This is a genomic window from Gordonia jacobaea (assembly GCF_965344965.1).
Classification (GTDB): Bacteria; Actinomycetota; Actinomycetes; order Mycobacteriales; family Mycobacteriaceae; genus Gordonia; species Gordonia jacobaea.
Genome location: NZ_CBDRLS010000003.1, coordinates 228185 through 248950, shown reverse-complemented (window position 1 = coordinate 248950; position 20766 = coordinate 228185). Strand labels below are relative to the sequence as shown.

The following is a 20766-nucleotide window of genomic DNA, read 5'->3' as shown; positions in this document are numbered from 1 at the left end:
TGGGCGCTTTAGAACGCCGACTGTGCGCAGCTACGCCGCGGAGGTCACGCGGTAGACGTCGTACACGCCCTCGACGTTGCGCACGACGTTCAGTACGTGACCGAGATGCTTGGGGTCGCCCATCTCGAACGTGAACTTGCTGACCGCGACACGGTCGCGGCTGGTGGTCACCGACGCCGAGAGGATGTTCACCTTCTCGTCGGCGAGCACCTTGGTCACGTCCGACAGCAGCCGATGGCGGTCGAGGGCCTCCACCTGGATGGCGACCAGGAACACCGACTCGGGCGACGGCGCCCAGGTCACGGGGATGATCCGTTCGTCCTGGCGGCGCAGTTCACCCGCGTTCGTGCAGTCGGTGCGGTGCACGCTGACGCCCCCGCCGCGTGTGATGAAGCCGAGGATGTCGTCTCCGGGAACCGGTGTGCAACACTTCGCGAGCTTGATGAGGACGTTGTCGACACCCTCGATGACGACCCCGGCATCGCCACCGGCCCTGGTCCGCGACGGCATCGTCGACAGTGTCGAACGCTCGGCGATCTCCTCCGCGGCGTCGTCGATGCCACCGAGGGACGAGACCAGCCGATTCACGACGTGGCGCGCGGACACATGGTTCTCGCCGACAGCCGTGTACAGCGCGCTGACGTCGGCGTAGCGCAGTTCCTTGGCGATCGCGGCCATCGACTCGGCGCTCATCAGGCGCTGCAACGGCAGCCCGCCTCGTCGAACCTCCTTGGCGATGGCGTCCTTGCCGGTTTCCAGCGCCTCTTCACGACGTTCCTTGGCGAACCACTGACGGATCTTGGCCTTCGCGCGCGGCGAGACGACGAAGTTCTGCCAGTCCTTGCTCGGTCCGGCGTTGGGAGCCTTCGACGTGAACACCTCGACGACTTCGCCGTTCTCGAGTTCGCGTTCGAGCGCGACGAGTCGGCCGTTGACCCGAGCACCGATACATCGATGCCCAACCTCGGTGTGCACCGCGTAGGCGAAGTCGACGGGCGTCGAGCCCGCGGGCAGTGTGATGACGTCGCCCTTGGGCGTGAAGACGAAGATCTCCTTGACGGCGAGGTCGTAACGCAGCGACTCGAGGAACTCGCCGGGGTCGGCGGCTTCTCGTTGCCAATCGAGAAGCTGACGCATCCACGCCATGTCGTCGATCTCGGTCGTATCGGACTTGCGCCCCTTGCGATCCCGGTAGCCGCCCTCCTTGTATCGCCAATGCGCGGCGATACCGAATTCGGCGGTGCGGTGCATGTCGTTGGTGCGGATCTGGATTTCGAGGGGCTTGCCCTCCGGTCCGATGACCGTGGTGTGCAGCGACTGGTACACGCCGAACCTCGGCTGAGCGATGTAGTCCTTGAAACGCCCGGCCATCGGCTGCCACAGCGAATGCACGACGCCGACTGCGGCGTAGCAGTCGCGCACGTCGTCGCACAGGATGCGCATGCCGACGAGATCGTGGATGTCGTCGAAGTCGCGACCCTTGACGATCATCTTCTGATAGATCGACCAGTAGTGCTTGGGCCTGCCCTCGACCGTCGCGGTGATCTTGGCCGACGACAGCGCGTTGTTGATGTCGGCGCGTACCCGGGCGAGATAGGTGTCACGCGAGGGCGCGCGGTCGGCGACGAGCCGCACGATCTCCTCGTAGCGCTTGGGGTGCAGAATCGCGAATGAGAGGTCTTCGAGCTCCCACTTCACCGTCGCCATGCCGAGCCGATGAGCAAGTGGCGCAATCACTTCCAGCGTCTCGCGTGCCTTGCGCGCCTGCTTCTCCGGCGGCAGGAAACGCATCGTGCGCATGTTGTGGAGGCGGTCGGCGACCTTGATCACGAGCACCCGCGGATCGCGGGCCATCGCGATGATCATCTTGCGGATCGTCTCGGCTTCGGCGGCGCTACCGAGCGCGACCTTGTCGAGCTTGGTCACGCCGTCGACGAGGTGTGCGACCTCGGCGCCGAACTCACTCTCGAGCGCGTCGAGGGTGTAACCGGTGTCCTCGACGGTGTCGTGCAACAAGGCGGCGACGAGCGTGGTGGTGTCCATCCCGAGATCGGCGAGAATCGTCGCGACCGCGAGCGGATGGGTGATGTACGGATCGCCCGACTTCCGGTTCTGACCACGATGACGTTCGTCGGCGACGTCGTAGGCACGTTGCAGAAGCGCGATGTCGGCCTTGGGGTAGATCTCCCGATGCAGCGTAACCAGTGGTTCGAGCACCGGACGGACCGAGCTGCGGGTCGCGGTCATCCGCCGTGCAAGGCGGGCGCGAACCCGCCGCGAGGCTGAGGCGTGGGTGGTGTCGGCGGGCGACGCGGGCTCGGCGGCCCGATTGCCATCGGGCGCACTCACCGGGGCGGGAGCAGCGGCACGGGCGTCTTCTGCGGTACGGACCTCTTCCGCTGCGGGGGCGGTCGGCGTGACCCGCTCACGAGCGACGGCCGCCTCGGTCTCATTCGCCATGCTGCCTCCTTCTCCCGGTGCGTCTTCTCCCGGTGTGTCCGTTCGACGAGCCACACCGTGCCGACACGCTGATTCACCGATGTGAACAAAATTCCGAAGACTTCAACACCGTATGCGACGAGTCTAATCCGGCCACGACGCCCGGCGCGGCGCGCGCTGCGAGACCGATGCAGCTCAGCGGTCGTCGGTGATCGCGTGCAGGCTCACATCCGGACCGAGTTCGGCAGCGATCCGCGCACGCCCGCCGAGATCGGCGAGCTCCATGATCACCGCGACCCCGACAACGGAGGCACCCGCCAGACCCATGAGTTTCGACGCCGCGACAGCGGTCCCGCCCGTCGCGAGGACGTCGTCGACGATCAGTACCCGTCGCCCGGTGATGTCGATGCCGCTCGCCGGGATCTCCAGCCGACCCGTGCCGTATTCGAGGTCGTAGTCGACGCCGTAGACCGGTGGGGGCAGCTTGCCGCCCTTACGGACAGCCAGGATGCCGACCTCCAACTCTTGTGCGACGGCACCACCGACGAGGAAACCGCGGGCGTCGATGCCTGCGACGAGGTCGACGCCGGAACAGCCATGCGTCAGCGCGGTCACGATCGACGAGAAACCCTCCGTGTCGGCGAGGACCGGGGTCAGGTCGCGAAAGAGGATGCCCGGCTTGGGAAAGTCGGGAACCGTGCGTTCGTGCTCGGCGATCGCAGCTCGTGCCCGTAGGACCGCCTCACGCGTGACCTCGTCGGAACCACTGCTCGCGTGCCCGCTGCTCACGCGCTCACTCACCACTAACCCACCGATCCATGTTCCATCCCGTTCCATTGCGGCCGAGTCCGGCCACCACGTTGTCGACTCGATCATTCCATCGTCGAACCCGCGGAGCAGCGAACAACGGAATCGACGGCACATCCGCCCACGCCGCGCCCTCGATCGTCCGGACAAGGCCCAGGTGTTCGCTTCCGAGTGCCCCTACGCTGCGGGCGGCGATGGCGTCGGAGACCGCCTGATCATCGAAGTCGTTGATGTCCAACGGATCTCCGTCGAACAACTGGTACGCATCTCGACTCGGATCGGCCGCGCCTGCCGCGGAGAACGACGTTCCATTGACCACCAACACCGCGTCGGCAGTCTTTCCGAGATCGCTGATATCGAACTGCGGCGACGACACGTCGGTGACCGCGATTCCTGCCGCGCGGCAGGAATCGGCAATCGCTGCGACCATCTGTCGTTGGCGATCGCCCGGCGCGAGGTAGCCGATGCGCACCCGGACGCCGGACTCCTGACCCGCTCCGGCGAGAAGTTCTCGTGCCTTGGCGGTGTTCGCGCGCAGGTATCCCTGACCGAACTCGCCGTTGATCGCTGCCGCGAGGCGGTCCGCAGGCGCGAGTGTCCGGAGGTTCCAGAGCTGCGCGCCCTGCCCGAATGTGCGCGTCAGCGCATCACGGGGCACGCAACTGGCGAACGCCCGTCGAACGCCGACATCGGAGAAGACGCCGCGCCGTGAGAGCACCACTTCCTCGACGCCCAGTGCGCGTCCGGGCGCATCCGGGGCTTGCACCTGCCCTGTGGCGTTCTGGTCGCTACGTTTGGCGTCGCCGTCGGTCAGGCCTGCGGTGACGTCGGCGACGCTGTACGAGCTGCCCGTGATGAGGCGGGCCGAGTCGGACCTGCCGTGCACGAGGATCCTCGACACCTTCGGTGCGTCTCCCCACCACTTCGGGTTGGGGACGAGCAGGACGCCCGCCTCGGTGACCTCGGAGATCTCGTAAGGTCCCGACGACGGTACGTTGTCGGCACCGCCGCCCGCTCGCAGCTCGAACGCCGATGTCCACGCCCTCGCGAGCTTCCTGATCGCGGCCCGATCGGCCGATCTGATCGACGTCAGCGCATCGGCGACGCCCGCGACGCGGCCAACCACCTGCGCGGGCATGAGCGTGCCCGCGCCGAACAACGAGAGCCAGTCACGGTAGTCGCGACCGCGCTTGAAGGTCACCGTCGCCGCCTTGGCACCCGCCTCGCAGTCGACCGCCTCGATGTCGCGGTAGCCGGCGGTGGTCGCGGCCCCGAACTCTGGGTACCGTCCGCTCATCGCTGTCCACGCCAGGACCAGATCGTCGCAGTCGAGGGGCGTGCCGTCGGAGAACGCGGCGTCGGGGGTGAACTGATAGGTCAACGTCTGTACCGGCCCGGCCTGCACACTGACCGTGCCGATGTCACGGTCGGGCGTCACCTGACCCGACGCCCCGAGGTAACTGAAACCAGGGAGCACTCGGCCGGTCAGCATCAACGCGCCGTCGGCGTTGCCCGTAGCGGTGTTCGCGTTGGCGGTGCTCAACCGCGCGTCGGTGAGGTAGTCGAGCGTCGGCGGCGGGTCGTCGCCGCATGCGGCAACGACCCCGACCATGACGAGGCCCGCCAACACCATGGCGAGCACTTTCGTGCTGCGCGCTGAGGTCACGGGGCGCCTATCGGGAACGTCGACGCTTGCCGGTCGGAGCCTGTGGCTCCTCCCCCGCATCCTTTGCAGCGCGAGCACTCCGTGTGCTCGACGCCGCACTCGAACGTCCGCGAACCGGACGGTCCGCCGCGCTGACGTCTTCACCCGCCTCGACGGCGCCGCGCCGCGCCAGCACACGCGCGGTGTGCTTCTTGATGTCGGAACGACGTTCCTTGAGCGTGACCAGTAGCGGGGCCGCGAGGAAGATCGACGAGTAGGTACCGACGACCACGCCGACCAACTGAATCAGTCCGAGGTCCTTGAGCGTGCCGACGCCGAGCAACCACACGGCGATCACCATCAGCGCGATGATCGGCAGCACGGAGATGACCGTCGTGTTGATCGACCGCATGAGGGTCTGGTTGATGGCGAGGTTGGCCTGCTCGGCGTACGTCCGACGTGTCGTCTGCAAGACCGACCGGGTGTTCTCACCGACCTTGTCGAACACGACGACGGTGTCGTAGAGCGAGAAGCCGAGAATGGTGAGTAGACCGATCACCGTTGCCGGAGTGACCTCGAACCCGACGAGTGAGTAGATACCCGCCGTCACGACGATGTCGAACAGCAGAGATGCGAGTGCTGCCACCGACATCTCCCTGTCGAAGCGGATGGCGATGTAGACGAAGACGATCACGAGGAACACCGCGAGCGCGATGAGCATCTTCTCCGTGATCTCTTTACCCCAGGTCGAACTCACTTCGGAGATGCTCACATCACCGTTGGTGAGATCGGGACCGAAGCGGTCCGTGAGCGCTTGGGTCAGTGTCGATGCCTGCTGCACCGTCAGCGTGTCGGTGCGCACCTGAACGGTCTGGGCCGCGCCAGAACCCGCGGTCTGGACCGAATCGGGGGCGCTGCCGAGAGCCTTGGTGGTGACGTCTTCGACAGACTGGCTCGTCACACCCTGCGTGACGGGGATGGAGACCTGCGTTCCACCTTCGAAGTCGATACCAAAGGAGAAACCCCGGATCGCGATGGATGCGACGCAGATGACCACGATCGCCAGGCTCACCAGGTACCACATGCGCCTGCGTCCGACGATCTCGAATGCACCGGTACCGGTGTAGAGCCGAGACAGGAACGACCTGTTGGTGTCGGCGACGAAATCGGCGTCGCTTCCGGCAGACGGAGCCGACGTCGAGCCGTCGCGCGTGTCGTTGGTGGTTGTCATTTCGACGTTCCTTCTGCGACGGTCTGCTCGTTGTCGGTGCGCTCTGCGGCTGCCCGATCTGCTTTGCTCGTGCCCTGACGACGTTGCCGCGCCACCTCGCTCACCGCGCCGAGTCCGTTGATATTCGGCCGCGAGAGGAAGTCGTTTCTGCTGGCGAGCACGACGAGCGGATGGGTGACGAGGAAGACCACGACGACGTCGAGGATGGTCGTGAGACCCAGCGTGAACGCGAATCCTCGGACCTCACCGATCGCGAGCGTGTAGATCACGGCAGCGGCGATGAAGCTGACCGCGTTGCCCGACCAGATGGTCCGGCGGGCGCTGGCCCAGCCACGCGGCACAGCCGACCGGAAACTTCGTCCCTCACGCATCTCGTCCTTGATGCGTTCGAAGTAGACGACGAACGAGTCGGCGGTCATACCGATACCGATGATCAGACCCGCGATGCCCGCGAGGTCGAGCGTGAACCCGATCCATCGTCCGAGCAGCACGATGATTCCGTAGACCGCGGCACCGGCGAGGATCAGCGACAAGATGGTCAGGAAGCCGAGCGCGCGGTAGTAGGCGAGGGCGTAGATGAAGACTGCGATCAGACCGATCAGGCCTGCGATCAGACCCGCACGCAACGACTGCAGACCCAGCGTTGCCGAGACCGTCTCGGCGTCGGACGTCTTGAACGAGAGCGGCAGCGAGCCGTACTTCAGCACGTTGGCGAGGTCGCTGGCCTCGGCTTCGCTGAACGATCCGGTGATCTCGGTCTTGCCGCCGGAGATCTGCGAGTTGATCGTCGCGGCCGACACGACGCGGCTGTCGAGCACGAACGCCGTGGTGTTGCCGATGTTCTTGGCGGTGAACTCGCTCCAGGTCTGCGCCGCGTCGGGCTTGAAGTCGAGGTAGACCGTCCACGCACCGGTCTGCTGATTGGATCCCGAACTCGCAGAACTGATGTCGCGACCGTCGATGATCTGGGGTGCGAGCAGGTAGACCTGCTTGCCGTCCTCCGCACACGCCACGAGGTACTGATCGGAGAGGTCGTTACCGAGAAGTGGATCATTGGCGCCGGTCGAGCAGTCCATCTTGGACATGTAGGCCTTGAGCCCGTCGGTGTTCGCACCAGCGGGAACCTGACGCAGCTTGCGCTGCTCCTCGATCGCCTTGGCGGCCTGGTCGGCGGGCTGCTGGTCGGTCGGCTGCGCCGCCTGGTCCTTCTTCGGCTGCGGCGTGGCCGCCTGCACCTCGACCACGGGACGCACGAACAGACGCGCGGTCTGGCCGAGGGTCTTGGCCTGTGCGCCATCCTGACCGGGCACCGTGATGATCAGGTTGTTGCCGTTGACGACGACCTCGGATCCCGAGACACCGAGGCCATTGACGCGCTGCTCGATGATCTGCTTGGCCTGGTCGAGTTGTTCACGCGTCGGCGGGGTACCCGACTCGGTGCGCGCCGTCAGGGTCACGCGGGTGCCGCCCTGGAGATCGATACCGAGCTTCGGCTCCGGCGAGCCGCCGCCGGTGAAGAAGATGAGCGCGTAGATCACCGCAAGCAGCGCGAAGAAGACCGTCAGCGGACGCCACGGCGGGATCTCGCGCGCTGGCGACCGCCGCTTCTTCGCTGGCTTTGTGGTCGACGACCCTCGTGTCTTGGTCGACGATCCTCGTGTGTTGGTCGACGCCTCTGTCGCCCGGCGAGGGGTGGTCACGTTGTACTCGATCTCCTTCAGCGCGCGTCAGATGGCCGCAGGCCACTGTACTGATAGGCCATACGGCCGCACGCCACTCTACTGATCAGCCCTGACGCGTTCACACGACCCCACCGGGCCGTGTGACGCGCCAGCAGTGCTGCTCAGACCAGATGCGTTACTTGTCCGAGTCGGGGCTGCTTCCGCCCTGATCCTTACGCAGGTCGACGTCTACGTCGTCAGCGTCACGGACATCATCATGGCTGGAGATGCCGTCGTAGTTCACACTGCCGTCGATGGTCGAGAACTCGTCACCATCTGCGGTGAGCGGCGCGCTCGGCGGGACGTAACCGGCGTAGGTTGCCGCGGCATCCTCGGTGGGTACGACCTTCATGATCGCCAGGCGGTTCCAGCGTGTGACAACTCCGGTAGCGATCTCGACATCGACATAGTCCGACGACGAGGCGTCGATGATGGTGCCGAACAGGCCCGAGGTGAGCTGGATGCGCGTGCCGGTCTGAATCGAGTTCTGCATGTCCTGCTGCTCGGCAGCGCGCTTCTTCTGCTTACGCATGGAGAAGAACATGAAGCCGGCGAGGAGCACGAGCAGAAGCGGGAAAAGCAGAGATTCCATGAGAGAGCGATCAGTCCTTCGTTGAATGTGGAGGTTGCACGCCGTAGCTGTGCACTCCCTCTAGTGTGCCATGCCGCTAATTCGGACATTTTCGGCTCACTACCTGGGTGTCAGAGGTCGTCGAACAGCGATTCGCCGTCGACATCGCGCGGACGCACACCGAACGTGGCGTTCAGCGCACCCGCCGGCGGCGTCAAGCCGAGGTGGTGCCACGCCGCAGCCGTCGCCACCCGACCGCGCGGAGTCCGCGCGATCATCCCCGCACGCACGAGGAAGGGTTCGCAGACCTCCTCGACGGTTGCGGGCTCCTCGCCGACAGCAACGGCCAAGGTCGACACACCGACAGGCCCGCCGCCGAACGCCCTGATCAGCGCATTGAGCACCGCACGGTCGAGCCGGTCGAAACCGAGTTCGTCGACGTCGTAGACGGCCAGCGCAGCGCGCGCGGTGTCGACGGTGACGGTTCCGTCGCCGCGTACCTCCGCGTAGTCGCGCACACGACGTAGGAGCCGGTTGGCGATACGTGGTGTCCCGCGCGACCGACTCGCGATCTCCGACGCCGCGTCGCCGCCGAGATCAATGCCGAGAATGCCCGCAGAACGGCGGAGTACTCGCACCAACTCGTCGGTCTCGTAGAACTCCATGTGGGCGGTGAACCCGAATCTGTCGCGCAGCGGGCCGGTCAACGACCCCGACCTCGTGGTCGCGCCGACCAGAGTGAATGGTGCAACATCGAGCGGGATCGACGTCGCGCCCGGCCCCTTGCCCACGACGACGTCGACTCGGAAGTCCTCCATCGCGAGGTAGAGCATCTCTTCGGCGGGGCGGGCGATGCGGTGAATCTCGTCGATGAAGAGCACATCTCCCTCGACCAGATTCGACAGCATCGCCGCGAGATCGCCTGCGCGCTCGAGCGCCGGACCCGACGTCACCCTGATCGCGGCACCCATCTCGGCCGCGATGATCATCGCCAACGAGGTCTTGCCCAGCCCTGGAGGTCCGGACAGCAGGATGTGGTCGGGCGTCCCTCCCCGACCACGAGCTCCGTGCAGAACGAGTTCGAGCTGTTCGCACACGCGCGGTTGCCCGATGAAGTCGGCCAGTGACCGCGGGCGCAGACCAGCGTCGAGGTCGCCGTCGGACCGGACCGGCGTCGCGTTCACCTCGCGCTCGAGTTGCTCGTCGGAACTCATTACGACTTCCCTAGCAGCGCAAGGGATTTCCGCAGGGCAGCCGATGCGTCGGCATCGGGAGTCTCCGCGAGAATCGCGACGACCGCCTTCTCCGCGGGCGCCGCGGTGAAGCCGAGCCCGACGAGCGCCTCGATGACCTGATCACGTACTCCGCCGCTCACGACGCTCACGCCGGACGGTCCGTCTGCCGCGGGACGGTCGACCTTGTCGCGAAGCTCGACGACGAGTCGCTCCGCAACACGCTTGCCGATCCCGGGTACCGAGGTGAGCGCCTTGACGTCGGAGTCGGCCAGTGCCCTGCGCAGCGCCTCGGGTTCGAGAACCGCCAACGTCGCCATCGCGAGGCGCGGCCCGACACCGGTCACGGTCTGCAGCAGCGCGAACAATGCTCTGGCGTCGGGCTCGGTGAACCCGTAGAGGGTCATCGAGTCCTCACGCACGATCATCGAGGTCAGCAGGGTCGACTCCTCACCCCGATGCATCCGCGACAACGTCGACGGCGTGGCGAGAACCCGGTATCCGACACCGGCGCAATCGATCACCACATGGTCGAGCGCGACGTCGACAACCGGCCCACGGACAGATGCGATCATGCTCCGCTCCTCCCCCGTGCTGCGCCGGCAGTGCTGTTGTTGCGCTCGCGCGCAGCGGCGATCTTCTCACGGTGCCGGGCGGCCGCGGCTTCGGCCTGCTTCTGCGCGGCCATCATCCGCTCGGCCATCGGACCTCGCCAACAGTGGCAGATCGCGAGAGCCAGTGCGTCGGCGGCATCGGCTGGGCGTGGCTTGGTCTGCATGCCGAGAATGCGGGTGACCATTGCGGTGACCTGCGCTTTGTCGGCGCGGCCGCTGCCGGTCACCGCGGCTTTGACCTCGGATGGGGTGTGGAAGCGTACGGGAATCTCGCGCTGACCGGCGGCGAGCGCGATGACACCACCGGCCTGCGCGGTGCCCATCGCCGTGGAGACCTGGTTCTGGGCGAATACCCGCTCGATCGCGACGACGTCGGGATGGTGCGTGTCGAGCCAGTGCGAGGCCGCGGTGTATACGGCGAGCAGTCGTCGTTCGAGGTCCATGTCGGTCGGTGTGCGGACAACGTCGACGTCGAGCGCGGTCACCTGCCGACCGGCACCCGACTCGACAAGGGCGATACCGCATCGCGTCAGCCCCGGGTCGACGCCCATCACTCGCACACGTACTCCTCGGATTGCAGCGAACAGTTGTTCGAGATGTTACCGAGGGGTCCCGACAATGCGGGTGATCGACACGGCGTAAGAGTGGACTCGATGACGCGATTCGAACCGATCACTCCGCAGGGCCTGGTGCAGCTGTGCACCGAACGCTGCGCCGACCTCGACGGCATCGCGGTCGTCGGGGTCGACGGCGCGCCCGCAGCCGGCCCGGACCTACTTGCCTCGGAGATCGTCGACGGCCTGCGGGCACGCGGCCGGGCGGCGGCCGTGGTCCGCACGTCGGACTATCTGCGTCCGGCATCACTACGACTGGAGTACGGCAGATCGGATCCCGAGTCGTACCGGGAGAGCTGGTTCGACTTCGCCGCTATCGACCGGGAGGTGGTCGACGCCGTCCGGACGCACCGACGGTGGCTGCCCCGATTATGGAACCCGGTGCGCGACAGATCATTTCGCGACGAACACGAGCAAGCCACCGACTCCCAGATCATCGTCCTCGCCGGCCCGATGCTGCGCACGCAGGCACTCGAACTCGACTTGGTGATCCATCTGGCGATGTCGGAGGGCGCGCTGCGACGGCGGACACCCGACGCCGAGCAGTGGACCATCGAACCGCTGCTCGACGACGACGCGTACGCTCCGACCGCCGATCTCGAGGTGCGTTACGACCACCCGGACCGACCGGCGCTGGCGCGAACGAACTGAAACTCAGGCGTCGAGTTCCGCGAGTACCTCGTCGCTGACGTCAACGTTGCTGTACACGTCCTGGACGTCGTCGCAGTCTTCGAGCGCGTCGATCAGCTTGAAGACCTTTCGTGCGCCTTCGGCGTCGACCGGCACCTCGACAGAGGCGCGAAAATCGGCCTCGGCCGAGTCGTAGTCGATGCCTGCGTCGACCAGCGCGGTGCGCACAGCGACCAGATCCGTCGGCTCGCTGACGACCTCGAACGATTCGCCGAGATCGTTGACTTCCTCAGCACCGGCATCGAGAACCGCCATCAGGATGTCGTCCTCGGACTGTCCGTTCTTCTCCAGCGTCACCACACCACGTCGGGTGAACAGGTAGGCAACCGACCCCGGGTCGGCCATGTTGCCGCCGTTGCGGGTCATCGCGGTGCGAACCTCGCCCGCAGCCCGGTTGCGGTTGTCGGTGAGGCACTCGATCAGGATCGCGACGCCGTTCGGGCCGTAACCCTCGTAGGTGATGGTCTGCCAGTCGGCGCCACCGGCTTCTTCACCACCGCCACGCTTGCGTGCGCGCTCGATGTTGTCGTTGGGCACCGAGCTCTTCTTGGCCTTCTGGATCGCGTCGTACAGCGTCGGGTTACCGGCGGGGTCGCTACCCCCGGTACGTGCCGCGACCTCGATGTTCTTGATCAACTTGGCGAACATCTTGCCGCGCTTGGCATCGATGACCGCCTTCTTGTGCTTGGTGGTCGCCCATTTGGAATGGCCGCTCATACGCTGTTCCGATCCTTTCGCGTGCCCGCGGCGTCGTTGCCGCGCACGGTGTCGTTCGTCATTCGATCTTAGCGGCGACCATCCCGACGAAGTATTCGTGCACTCGTCGATCGCCGGTCACCTCCGGGTGAAACGACGTCGCGAGGACGTCACCCTGACGCACCGCGACGATCCGACCCTCCGCGGGACCCTCGGTGACCCGGGCCAGAACCTCAACAGTGTCGCCTGCCCGCTCGACCCAGGGTGCGCGGATGAAGACCGCACGCATCGGGTGTCCGTCGGTGATGCCGTCGACCTCCAGATCGGTCTCGAACGATTCCACCTGCCGTCCGAACGCGTTGCGTCGCACCGTGATGTCGAGCGCATCGAGATGCCGGGCATCGGGCCGCGTATCGAGGATCTCCGAGGCGAGCATGATCATTCCCGCACACGAGCCGTACGCGGGCATGCCGTCGCGAAGTCGCGCATGCAACGGATCGTAGAGATCGAACACCCCGAGGAGTCTGCTCATCGTCGTCGACTCCCCACCCGGGATGATCAGTCCGTCGACGGCGTCGAGTTCTTCGCGGCGACGCACACTGATCGGCGTGGCACCCGCAGCAGCGACGGCGGCGAGATGTTCGCGCACGTCACCCTGCAGCGCGAGGACTCCGACCTGTGGCGATCCGCTGTCCGCGGTCACCTGTCGTGCCGTGCGTGCTGGTCGGCGGGCATCTGACGACCGGTGCGGCTCAGGCCCTCCTGCGTGACCGCGGCGACGAGCCGACCGTCGCGATCGAAGATACGGCCCTGAGTCAGCGCGCGGCCACCCCCTGCCGACGGCGAATTCTGGTCATACAGAAGCCATTCGTCGGCACGGAACGGTCGCATGAACCACATGGCATGGTCGAGCGAGGCCGCTTGCGGTTCGATGCCGGGGTGCGGCACCTTCGACGACCCGAGCAACGTCATGTCGCTCATGTAGGCCAGCGTGCACACGTGGATGGTCTGATCGTCGGGCAGTCGATGTCGGTACCGAAACCAAACACGTTGCTGCGCAGCGAGATAGGGATTCGTCACCATCTCGTCGCGAGGCACCACCCGAAGGTCGAAGTTCTGCCATTCCTTGAGCACCGACGACTCGTCGTCGGACTCACTGTCGGCCCTGTCCGGCAACGACTCGGGGTCCGGCGCGGGAGGCATGCGGTCCTGGTGCTCGATCCCCTCGTCACCGCCCACGTGGAACGACGCCGACATCGTGAAGATCGCCTCGCCGTTCTGGATTCCGGTCACTCTCCGGGTGCAGAACGACCGTCCGTCGCGGATACGGTCGACGAGGAAGACCGCCGGAATATCGGGATTGCCGGGACGCAGGAAGTACCCGTGCAGCGAATGCACCGTGTAACTGTCGTCGACCGTGCGGGTGGCGGAGACCAGCGCCTGACCCGCGACCTGGCCGCCGAATGTGCGCTGCAGAAAGCTCTCGAACGCGCCGCCGCGGTAGATGTCCTTCTCGATCCGCTCGACCTGGAGGATCTCTTCGATGTCTGCCACTCGGACAGTATCTCGTATGGAGACGCCGCGGCAGACACACGGCCTTCTCAGAGCTCGTCGAGTTCGACGATCCCGTCCTGGACCGCTCGCGCGACGAGGCCGGCCTTGGTCGGTGCCGGACGGCCGATCTCGGCGTACTTGGCTCGAATCCGCGTGAGGTGGGTGTTCACGGTACCCAGCGAAATGTACAGCGCCGCAGCGGTTGCGGGCTTGGTATCGACCATCAGCCACGTCCGCAGCACCTCGATCTCCCGCGGCGTCAACTGCGGCTTGGGCAGTGCTTCCCGGCCGCGCCGGGGCTCGTCGGTCGTCGACGCCTCCCCCACGTTCGCATCGATCTGCGGCAACAGGTGCATGTGTCGTTCGCCCCGGCCGCCGGCCACGGTCACGCCCTGCCGAGGGCTTTCGCCGACAGCGACGGCCGCGGAGGGTCCGGGCAACGGCATCCGACGCGCCGCGAGTCGGGCCAATGCCTCCTGACGACGCGCTACCGACTCGGCACGACGTCGTGCGGCGTAGGCGTCGAGTTGCACAGCGGGAATACGGGGTGCGGTAGGTGCGGTCATGTCAGCATCTCCTCGGTCATCGCTTGTGCCGCATCGGTCTACGCCGTGTCGGCTCGGTCATTCGCGGTACTACGCACCGCGTGCAGATGACGTTATGAGTGCTCGGGCCGCCCGTCGATGGGGAGAACTCCCCTACGCATGGGGAGAACTCCCCATGCCGCATCGTCGCAGGTCAGAGCCGGCGTATCGGACTCAGCCGGCAGCGTTGCGCGCGGCCTCTTCGTCGATGAGGGGTAGGTCGCCGCGCGTCACGATGCGTGAGGCAACCGCGTACTCGACGAGCTTTGCCCGGCGATTGCTCGCGAGCTTTCCGCCGCCCGCTCGCATTCCGCTCACGCCGAGCTGATCGAGCTTGTCGCAGACGTTGTCGAGCTTGCGGTTGAACTTCGTGAGCGACCAGCCGAGCCGCCCCGCGGCCTGCGCCGACGAGGGGATCGCGCTGGCACCCGTGCCGTCACGACGCAGAATCTCCTCCGCCAGGACCACGATCAGCAGCTTCTGACTCTCGGTCAGCATCGGTACACCCTGCGTGATCATTCCGCCGACGACCTCGGGCGCGGTCACTGCGTCGACCTGCGGGCTCACGGTGTGGACGTCGACCTCGTAGGTGGTCGGCCCTGCCGTGAACACGATCGTGGTGTGTCCGAAGACCAGCGGCATCCGCGCGCCCGGTCCGAGTACCGCCGAGAATCCGACGTCGCCCGCAGAGACACTCGCCGAGAGATGCGCACCTCGGTTGCTCAACCACCACAACCCATTCACGTTGTGCAGCAACAAGAATCGACGATGCAGATACGGATTGTCGTCGACGGACAGATCCGCCTCACGCCCGATCCAGAACCGACGGCCCGCCAGGATTCCGAACCGCTCGCCGCAATAGTCGACGAATGCGCGCTCGGACTGCGTCTGCGGACCCTGTCCGGACGTCATCGGCGAGCGCACCTCGACGCGGTCATGTGGGCGTCTCGCCCGATGTCTCGGTGTTCTCCCCGTCGGCCTCGTCCGACTCCTCGTCGCTGCGGACCGCCACGACGACGACGGTGACGTTGTCGTGCGCGCCGACGAACAGCGCGGCGTCGACGAGGCTTGCCGCGGCGTCTTCCACGGAGTCGGAGCCCGCGAGGATCTCGGCGATCTCGGCGTCGGGAAGTTCTCCGGTCAGACCGTCGGAGCAGATGAGCAGTACGTCCCCGGGCAGGGCCGGCGTGGAGAAGTAGTCGGCGTCGGGCTCGGCCATGCCGGCTCCGAGCGCCCTGGTGATCACGTTGCGGCGCGGGTCGATTCGTGCCTGCTCGGCGGTGATCACACCGGCGTCGACGAACTCCTGAACCTGCGAGTGGTCGCGTGTGAGCAGTTGGAGCGTGCCGTTCTGGAACCGGTACGTCCGCGAATCGCCGATGTTGAGTATCAGCCAGTGGAGGACGTCATCGTCGGTGACGAGCACCGCGCCGGTGACCGTCGTGCCCGCTCGTCGGTCGGAGAATCCGTCGATGCCACCGATACGTTGCTGCGCGTCGACGAGCAGTTGGTCGAGTGCGTCTCGGGTGCCTGCGAGTTCAGCTCCCGGCTCGACCTCGGCCAGCGTCAGAAGTGCTGCTTCGCTGGCCAACTCGCCGCTTTCGTGCCCACCCATGCCATCGGCCAGCAGGTAGCGTCCGGGCAGCACGAGAGCGGCGTCTTCGTTGGCGTCGCGGACACGTCCGACGTCGCTGTACACCGACCAGTCGAGTCGCAGATCTCCGACGATGTCGCTGCCGGTCAGCGACGAATCACGGACGATGCTCACCGAGTCCATGGTCAGCAGATCCTACCGGCGGGCTCGACCTGCGCGGGTGACGAACTCACCGTCGGAGCGAACGTGTCCATGTCGTCGATGTCGACTACCAGCCACGCTCGGCAAGACGATGCGGTGCCGGGATGTCGTCGACGTTGATGCCGACCATCGCCTCGCCGAGTCCGCGCGAAACCTTCGCGAGCACGTCCGGGTCGTCGTAGAACGTCGTCGCCTGCACGATCGCCGCCGCCCGCTGCGCGGGGTTACCGGACTTGAAGATGCCCGAGCCGACGAACACGCCCTCGGCACCGAGTTGCATCATCATCGCGGCATCGGCGGGAGTGGCGATTCCACCCGCCGTGAACAGGGTCACCGGCAGTTTGCCCGCGTTGGCGACCTCGACGACGAGATCGTACGGCGCCTGCAATTCCTTTGCCGCGACGTACAATTCGTCCTTCGGCAGCGAGGTGAGGCGTCGGATCTCGTCACGGATCTTGCGCATGTGGGTCGTCGCGTTCGAGACGTCGCCGGTGCCTGCCTCGCCCTTGGAGCGGATCATCGCAGCACCTTCGGTGATGCGTCGGAGCGCTTCGCCGAGGTTGGTGGCACCGCACACGAACGGCACGGTGAACGCGAACTTGTCGATGTGGTTGGCGTAATCGGCGGGCGTGAGCACCTCGGACTCGTCGATGTAGTCGACGCCGAGACTCTGCAGGATCTGCGCCTCGACGAAGTGTCCGATACGCGCCTTGGCCATCACCGGGATGCTGACCGTGTTGATGATCCCGTCGATCATGTCGGGGTCGCTCATACGCGACACGCCACCCTGTGCGCGGATGTCGGCGGGTACCCGCTCGAGCGCCATGACAGCGACAGCACCCGCGTCCTCGGCGATTTTCGCCTGCTCGGGCGTGACGACGTCCATGATCACGCCGCCCTTGAGCATCTCGGCCATTCCGCGCTTGACGCGGGCGGTGCCGTGTCCTGCCTGCGAGTCAGCAGCGGCGTGTCCGTTGACCGACAGGGTTGCGTCCGTCGCGGGCTGCTCCCCTGATTGGAATTGACTCACTGATGTCTCCTGGTTTCGCGTTCACGGCCCATCGGCGATCCACTGGGCTCCTGGCCTTACAGGATAGGCGACCCCGAATTGTGTCCTAGCCGCAGGTTCGTCGCCTGTCAGGACGATTCGTCCGGTGCCACCCGCTCGGAGATCTCGAAGTACGCAGGCGGCGCAGCCGTGCCTCCGAGCTTGAGCCAGCGGACGGGTCTGCGGGTGGCAAGCGCCCGCGTGTCGCGAACGGCGTCGTTGTAGAAGCGCCGTGCCATCATCACGCGGGTCTCGGCGTCGGCGAGTTCGATCGACAACGACGCCGGGCGGGCGCCGTTGTCGGTACGGGCAAGCGCTGCGGATACGTCGTTCTCCGCGTCCTCGCGCTGCTCGGGTGTCGCGCGTTCGGCACGGTCGGCGACCGCGGTCAGCTTGGCTGCGGCCGTTCTGTCACGGTCGTCGGTCGATGTCTCCATCCACGCCGCGATGGCACGCGCAACGACGCTGCGTCGCTCGAGCGCGGATTCCAGCGACCGACGTGCCAGGTCGACGCGAACGTTCAGCCGGTCGAGGCGGTTGGCGGTTTTGTAGGCCCACGCCGCCGCCACGAGGACCAGTACCACCACGACGAACACGATCGACGCCACGGTTCCAGAGATCGTGATCCCGGAGAAGCGCACGGCGTCGGCAAGGCTCGATGCCACGTGTGGCCCAGCAACATTCATGTCGGGCCCACTCAGTCCGACACCACGACGGGTCCGGCGTCGACGGTGACCGTCTCGTACACGCGCAGGATCTGATCGGCCACCCGCGACCAGTCGTACTTCGCGGCCCTCGCCCGACCGGCCTCGACAAGGTCGGCGCGGGCGTCGTCGTCGGACAGGAGCTCGATCACGGACTCGGCGAGTTCATCCGCAGACCCGACGGCAACCAGCTTTCCCGCGCGGCCGTCGTCGAGGACCCGTCGGAAGGCGTCGAGTTTGCTCGCGACCACCGCTGCGCCTGCCGCCATGGCCTCGACCAGCACGATGCCGAAGCTCTCGCCACCGAGGTTGGGCGCCACGTACACGTCTGCCGATGCCAGCGCTCGCGCCTTGGTCTCGTCGTCGGCCTGACCGAGCAGGACCAGGTGGTCGGCGAGATCCCCTGCTCGACGCCTCAACGCACGCTCGTTGCCACCGCCGACCACGAGGATTCGGACGTCGGGAAAACTCTCGACGATCGTCGGCAGCGCACGCATCAGAATGTCGATGCCCTTGCGTGGTTCGTCGAAGCGACCGAGGAACAGCACTGATCGGCCGGGGTGCGGGTACCCGGGCAGGGGCGGAGAGTCGGCGAAACCCGCGCAGTTGATTCCGTTCGGGATCTCGACCGCGTCGGAACCCAGCGACTCCATCTGCCAGCGTCGGGCCAGCTCCGACACGGCGATCTTGCCCGCGATCCGCTCGTGATACGGGCGCAAGATTCCCTGAAATGTCTTCAACCACAACGACTTCGACGTCGAGGTGTGAAACGTCGTGACGATCGGCCCCAGGGCGACCATCAAGGCCAGCATCGACAGACTCGGCGAATTGGGTTCGTGGACGTGCAAGACGTCGAACTCGTTCTCGGCGATCCAGCGTCGAAGCGTCAGGTAGCCGTGCGGGCTGAAGCAGACGCGAGACACCGACCCGTTGTAGGGCAGCGCCACCGCGGGACCCGCCGACACGACGTAGTCGGGCAGCACCGTGTCGTCGGCGGCAGGCGCGAGGACGCTCACGGTGTGGCCGCGGTCGATGAACACCTCGGCGAGCTCGACCACATGTGCCTGCACGCCGCCCGGAACATCGAACGAGTACGGACAGACCATTCCGATCTTCATCCGGTGCTCTCGATTCGCGCACGACGCTCCGCCGACCAGTCGGATTCCCAGAGCGGCTGCAACATGTGCCAATCCGCGGGATGCGCCGCGATGTTCGTGGCAAAGGCGTCGGCCATGGCCTGGGTGGCCTGCTCGACGCCGCCTGAGACGTCGACCGACTCTCCGACCAGGATTTGCGACCTTCCGTCCGGGAGGAAGAAGTGGTGTACGGGCATGAGCGCTGCGCCGGTCTCGATCGCCAGGCGCGCGGGTCCGGCGGGCATGCGGGTCGGCTCACCGAAAAACTGAACAGGAACGCCGTGGCGGGTCAGGTCGCGTTCTGCGAGCAGGCACACCACCGACCCGTCACGAAGACGGTCGGCCAGACGCGCGAACGGGGGCTGTTCCCCGCCGGTAAGCGGAAAGATCTCGAACCCGAGGCTCTCGCGATAGGCGACGAACTGGTCGAACAGCGACTCCGGTTCGAGTCGTTCGGCCACTGTCGAGAATCGATGACCTCGGTTGATCAGCCACACGCCGGCCATGTCCCAGTTGCCGCTGTGCGGCAACGCGAAGATGAGCCCCTTGCCCTTCGCGATCTCGGCTTCGAAGCGGGCGACATCGTCGTCGGCGATGTGCACCGATGCCGCGGCGTTCGCCAATCCCATGGCTGGCAGCCGAAACGCTTCGTACCAGTACCTCGCATACGAGCGCATCGCGTCGGCGACGAGTTCGTCCGGCACATCCTGCGGCCGTTCGGCTCCGATCACGCGAGCGAGGTTGCGTCGCAACTGCTGCGGGCCGCCGTTACGGCGACCGACCATCGCGCCGGCGCCCTCGAAAGCAGTTCTGCCCCATCGGTCCGGCAGCAGACGCACACCCGCCCACCCGGCCCGGTAGCCCAGGTCGGAGACGTACCCGCCGAGGCGGCTCACCGGGTTCCGGTGCCTGCGTCGGGCCCAGCCTGGGTCTCGGTGTCGGTATCGGTCCCGGCGGCAGCGTCGGTCTCGGCATCGGTGTCGACGTCAGGGGCGCTCGGTGCAAGCGGGATCAGGTCGCGAGCACCAGGCGATCGGGAAATCGACCACATGCGCTGTCCGACGGTGATCACACTCCCCACCGCGAGGAGCCACATGGCGACGTGAATCGCCCACCACAGGCCCAGACCGGTGAACCCCGCTCCGACCAGCACGATGATCAGCCGGTCCGGGCGCTCGATGAGACCGCCGTCGCCGTACAGACCCGACGCCTCGGCGCGTGCCTTGGCATACGAGATGACCTGTGAGGTCACCAGGCAGATCATCGTGGCGACGAACAGCCACTGGTGCGGCACCGTCCACGCGCACCACCACGCGAGACCCGCGAAGATCGCGCCGTCGGCGATGCGGTCGCAGGTGGCGTCGAGAACCGCACCGAATCGGGTTCCGCCACCGCGTGCTCGCGCCATCGCGCCGTCGAGCATGTCGAACATCACGAACAGCCAAATGACCATCGTGCCCCAGAAGAGGTGGCCCATCGGGAACAGCGTCACCGCCGCCGCGACTGTCGCGACGGTGCCGATCACGGTCATGGCGTCAGGAGTCAGCCCGGTGCGCAGCAACGCGCGTCCGAGCGGCAACGTCACCTTCGACACCGACGCCCGGCCTCGAATGCTCAGCACCGCACCGCTCCTTCCCGACCGTTCAGTTCTGTACCTGCACTGCTCATGCGGTGCGGTCGCGCGC

21 protein-coding genes are annotated in these 20766 nt (G+C 66.3%); 1 reads left to right on the top strand and 20 read right to left on the bottom strand.

What is annotated here, in order from left to right; translation table 11 throughout:
• Window positions 1–30 precede the first annotated feature (30 nt).
• The 9 genes from ACRVY7_RS11995 to ruvC all read right to left on the bottom strand — a co-directional run bounded on the left by ACRVY7_RS11995 (window position 31) and on the right by ruvC (window position 10820).
• A complete protein-coding gene (locus ACRVY7_RS11995; protein ID WP_431817215.1) occupies window positions 31–2460 on the bottom strand; it encodes a RelA/SpoT family protein in 2430 nt (809 codons plus the stop codon).
• A 174-nt stretch (window positions 2461–2634) separates the two neighbouring features.
• Window positions 2635–3240: an adenine phosphoribosyltransferase gene (locus tag ACRVY7_RS11990; RefSeq protein WP_082938160.1), complete on the bottom strand. Its 606-nt coding sequence runs from the start codon at window positions 3238–3240 to the stop codon at window positions 2635–2637.
• Window positions 3233–4912, bottom strand: coding sequence for an ABC transporter substrate-binding protein (locus tag ACRVY7_RS11985; RefSeq protein ID WP_431817214.1), 1680 nt, complete (start codon window positions 4910–4912; stop codon window positions 3233–3235). Before ACRVY7_RS11985 ends, ACRVY7_RS11990 begins: the two co-directional genes overlap by 8 nt.
• 7 nt (window positions 4913–4919) lie before the next feature.
• Window positions 4920–6122 carry a protein translocase subunit SecF gene (gene secF / locus ACRVY7_RS11980; RefSeq protein WP_431817213.1) on the bottom strand — a complete coding sequence of 401 codons (1203 nt, stop codon included), beginning with the start codon at window positions 6120–6122 and terminating at the stop codon, window positions 4920–4922.
• Window positions 6119–7822 (bottom strand): protein translocase subunit SecD, encoded by a 1704-nt coding sequence (gene secD / locus ACRVY7_RS11975; protein ID WP_049697246.1) that lies wholly within the window; start codon window positions 7820–7822, stop codon window positions 6119–6121. The genes secF and secD overlap by 4 nt, the downstream gene beginning before the upstream one ends.
• A 157-nt stretch (window positions 7823–7979) precedes the next feature.
• A complete protein-coding gene (yajC, locus tag ACRVY7_RS11970; RefSeq protein WP_049697245.1) occupies window positions 7980–8435 on the bottom strand; it encodes a preprotein translocase subunit YajC in 456 nt (151 codons plus the stop codon).
• 110 nt (window positions 8436–8545) lie between these two features.
• Entirely contained in the window at window positions 8546–9628 is a 1083-nt protein-coding gene (ruvB, locus tag ACRVY7_RS11965) for a Holliday junction branch migration DNA helicase RuvB (RefSeq protein WP_049697244.1), read from the bottom strand.
• Window positions 9628–10221: a Holliday junction branch migration protein RuvA gene (ruvA, locus tag ACRVY7_RS11960; protein WP_049697243.1), complete on the bottom strand. Its 594-nt coding sequence runs from the start codon at window positions 10219–10221 to the stop codon at window positions 9628–9630. Before ruvA ends, ruvB begins: the two co-directional genes overlap by 1 nt.
• Window positions 10218–10820, bottom strand: a complete 603-nt coding sequence (gene ruvC / locus ACRVY7_RS11955; RefSeq protein ID WP_431817212.1) for a crossover junction endodeoxyribonuclease RuvC — start codon at window positions 10818–10820, stop codon at window positions 10218–10220. Before ruvC ends, ruvA begins: the two co-directional genes overlap by 4 nt.
• Window positions 10821–10913: 93 nt before the next feature.
• Between ruvC and ACRVY7_RS11950 the strand changes: the two genes are divergently transcribed.
• Window positions 10914–11525 carry a nucleoside/nucleotide kinase family protein gene (locus tag ACRVY7_RS11950; RefSeq protein ID WP_431817211.1) on the top strand — a complete coding sequence of 204 codons (612 nt, stop codon included), beginning with the start codon at window positions 10914–10916 and terminating at the stop codon, window positions 11523–11525.
• Window positions 11526–11528: 3 nt separating this feature from the next.
• On the opposite strand, the gene ACRVY7_RS11945 is transcribed toward ACRVY7_RS11950, so the two are convergent.
• The 11 genes from ACRVY7_RS11945 to pgsA all read right to left on the bottom strand — a co-directional run bounded on the left by ACRVY7_RS11945 (window position 11529) and on the right by pgsA (window position 20702).
• Window positions 11529–12281: a YebC/PmpR family DNA-binding transcriptional regulator gene (locus ACRVY7_RS11945; protein ID WP_064866316.1), complete on the bottom strand. Its 753-nt coding sequence runs from the start codon at window positions 12279–12281 to the stop codon at window positions 11529–11531.
• A 58-nt stretch (window positions 12282–12339) separates the two neighbouring features.
• Window positions 12340–12963 carry a pyridoxal 5'-phosphate synthase glutaminase subunit PdxT gene (gene pdxT / locus ACRVY7_RS11940; protein ID WP_431817210.1) on the bottom strand — a complete coding sequence of 208 codons (624 nt, stop codon included), beginning with the start codon at window positions 12961–12963 and terminating at the stop codon, window positions 12340–12342.
• Window positions 12960–13814, bottom strand: a complete 855-nt coding sequence (locus ACRVY7_RS11935; protein WP_431817209.1) for an acyl-CoA thioesterase — start codon at window positions 13812–13814, stop codon at window positions 12960–12962. Before ACRVY7_RS11935 ends, pdxT begins: the two co-directional genes overlap by 4 nt.
• Window positions 13815–13861: 47 nt before the next feature.
• Entirely contained in the window at window positions 13862–14380 is a 519-nt protein-coding gene (locus tag ACRVY7_RS11930; protein ID WP_431817208.1) for a helix-turn-helix transcriptional regulator, read from the bottom strand.
• A 192-nt stretch (window positions 14381–14572) separates the two neighbouring features.
• Window positions 14573–15310 (bottom strand): hypothetical protein, encoded by a 738-nt coding sequence (locus ACRVY7_RS11925; protein WP_049697238.1) that lies wholly within the window; start codon window positions 15308–15310, stop codon window positions 14573–14575.
• A 22-nt stretch (window positions 15311–15332) separates the two neighbouring features.
• Window positions 15333–16175 (bottom strand): PP2C family protein-serine/threonine phosphatase, encoded by an 843-nt coding sequence (locus ACRVY7_RS11920; RefSeq protein WP_049697237.1) that lies wholly within the window; start codon window positions 16173–16175, stop codon window positions 15333–15335.
• Window positions 16176–16260: 85 nt separating this feature from the next.
• Window positions 16261–17178 (bottom strand): pyridoxal 5'-phosphate synthase lyase subunit PdxS, encoded by a 918-nt coding sequence (gene pdxS, locus ACRVY7_RS11915; protein WP_049697499.1) that lies wholly within the window; start codon window positions 17176–17178, stop codon window positions 16261–16263.
• A gap of 152 nt (window positions 17179–17330) precedes the next feature.
• Window positions 17331–17849, bottom strand: coding sequence for a LemA family protein (locus ACRVY7_RS11910; protein WP_270483015.1), 519 nt, complete (start codon window positions 17847–17849; stop codon window positions 17331–17333).
• Between the two features lie 89 nt (window positions 17850–17938).
• Complete coding sequence (locus tag ACRVY7_RS11905) at window positions 17939–19063, bottom strand: glycosyltransferase family 4 protein (RefSeq protein WP_431817207.1); 1125 nt, start codon at window positions 19061–19063, stop codon at window positions 17939–17941.
• Window positions 19060–19977, bottom strand: coding sequence for a phosphatidylinositol mannoside acyltransferase (locus ACRVY7_RS11900; protein WP_431817206.1), 918 nt, complete (start codon window positions 19975–19977; stop codon window positions 19060–19062). Before ACRVY7_RS11900 ends, ACRVY7_RS11905 begins: the two co-directional genes overlap by 4 nt.
• Window positions 19974–20702 carry a phosphatidylinositol phosphate synthase gene (gene pgsA, locus ACRVY7_RS11895; RefSeq protein ID WP_431817205.1) on the bottom strand — a complete coding sequence of 243 codons (729 nt, stop codon included), beginning with the start codon at window positions 20700–20702 and terminating at the stop codon, window positions 19974–19976. Before pgsA ends, ACRVY7_RS11900 begins: the two co-directional genes overlap by 4 nt.
• Window positions 20703–20766: the final 64 nt, after the last annotated feature.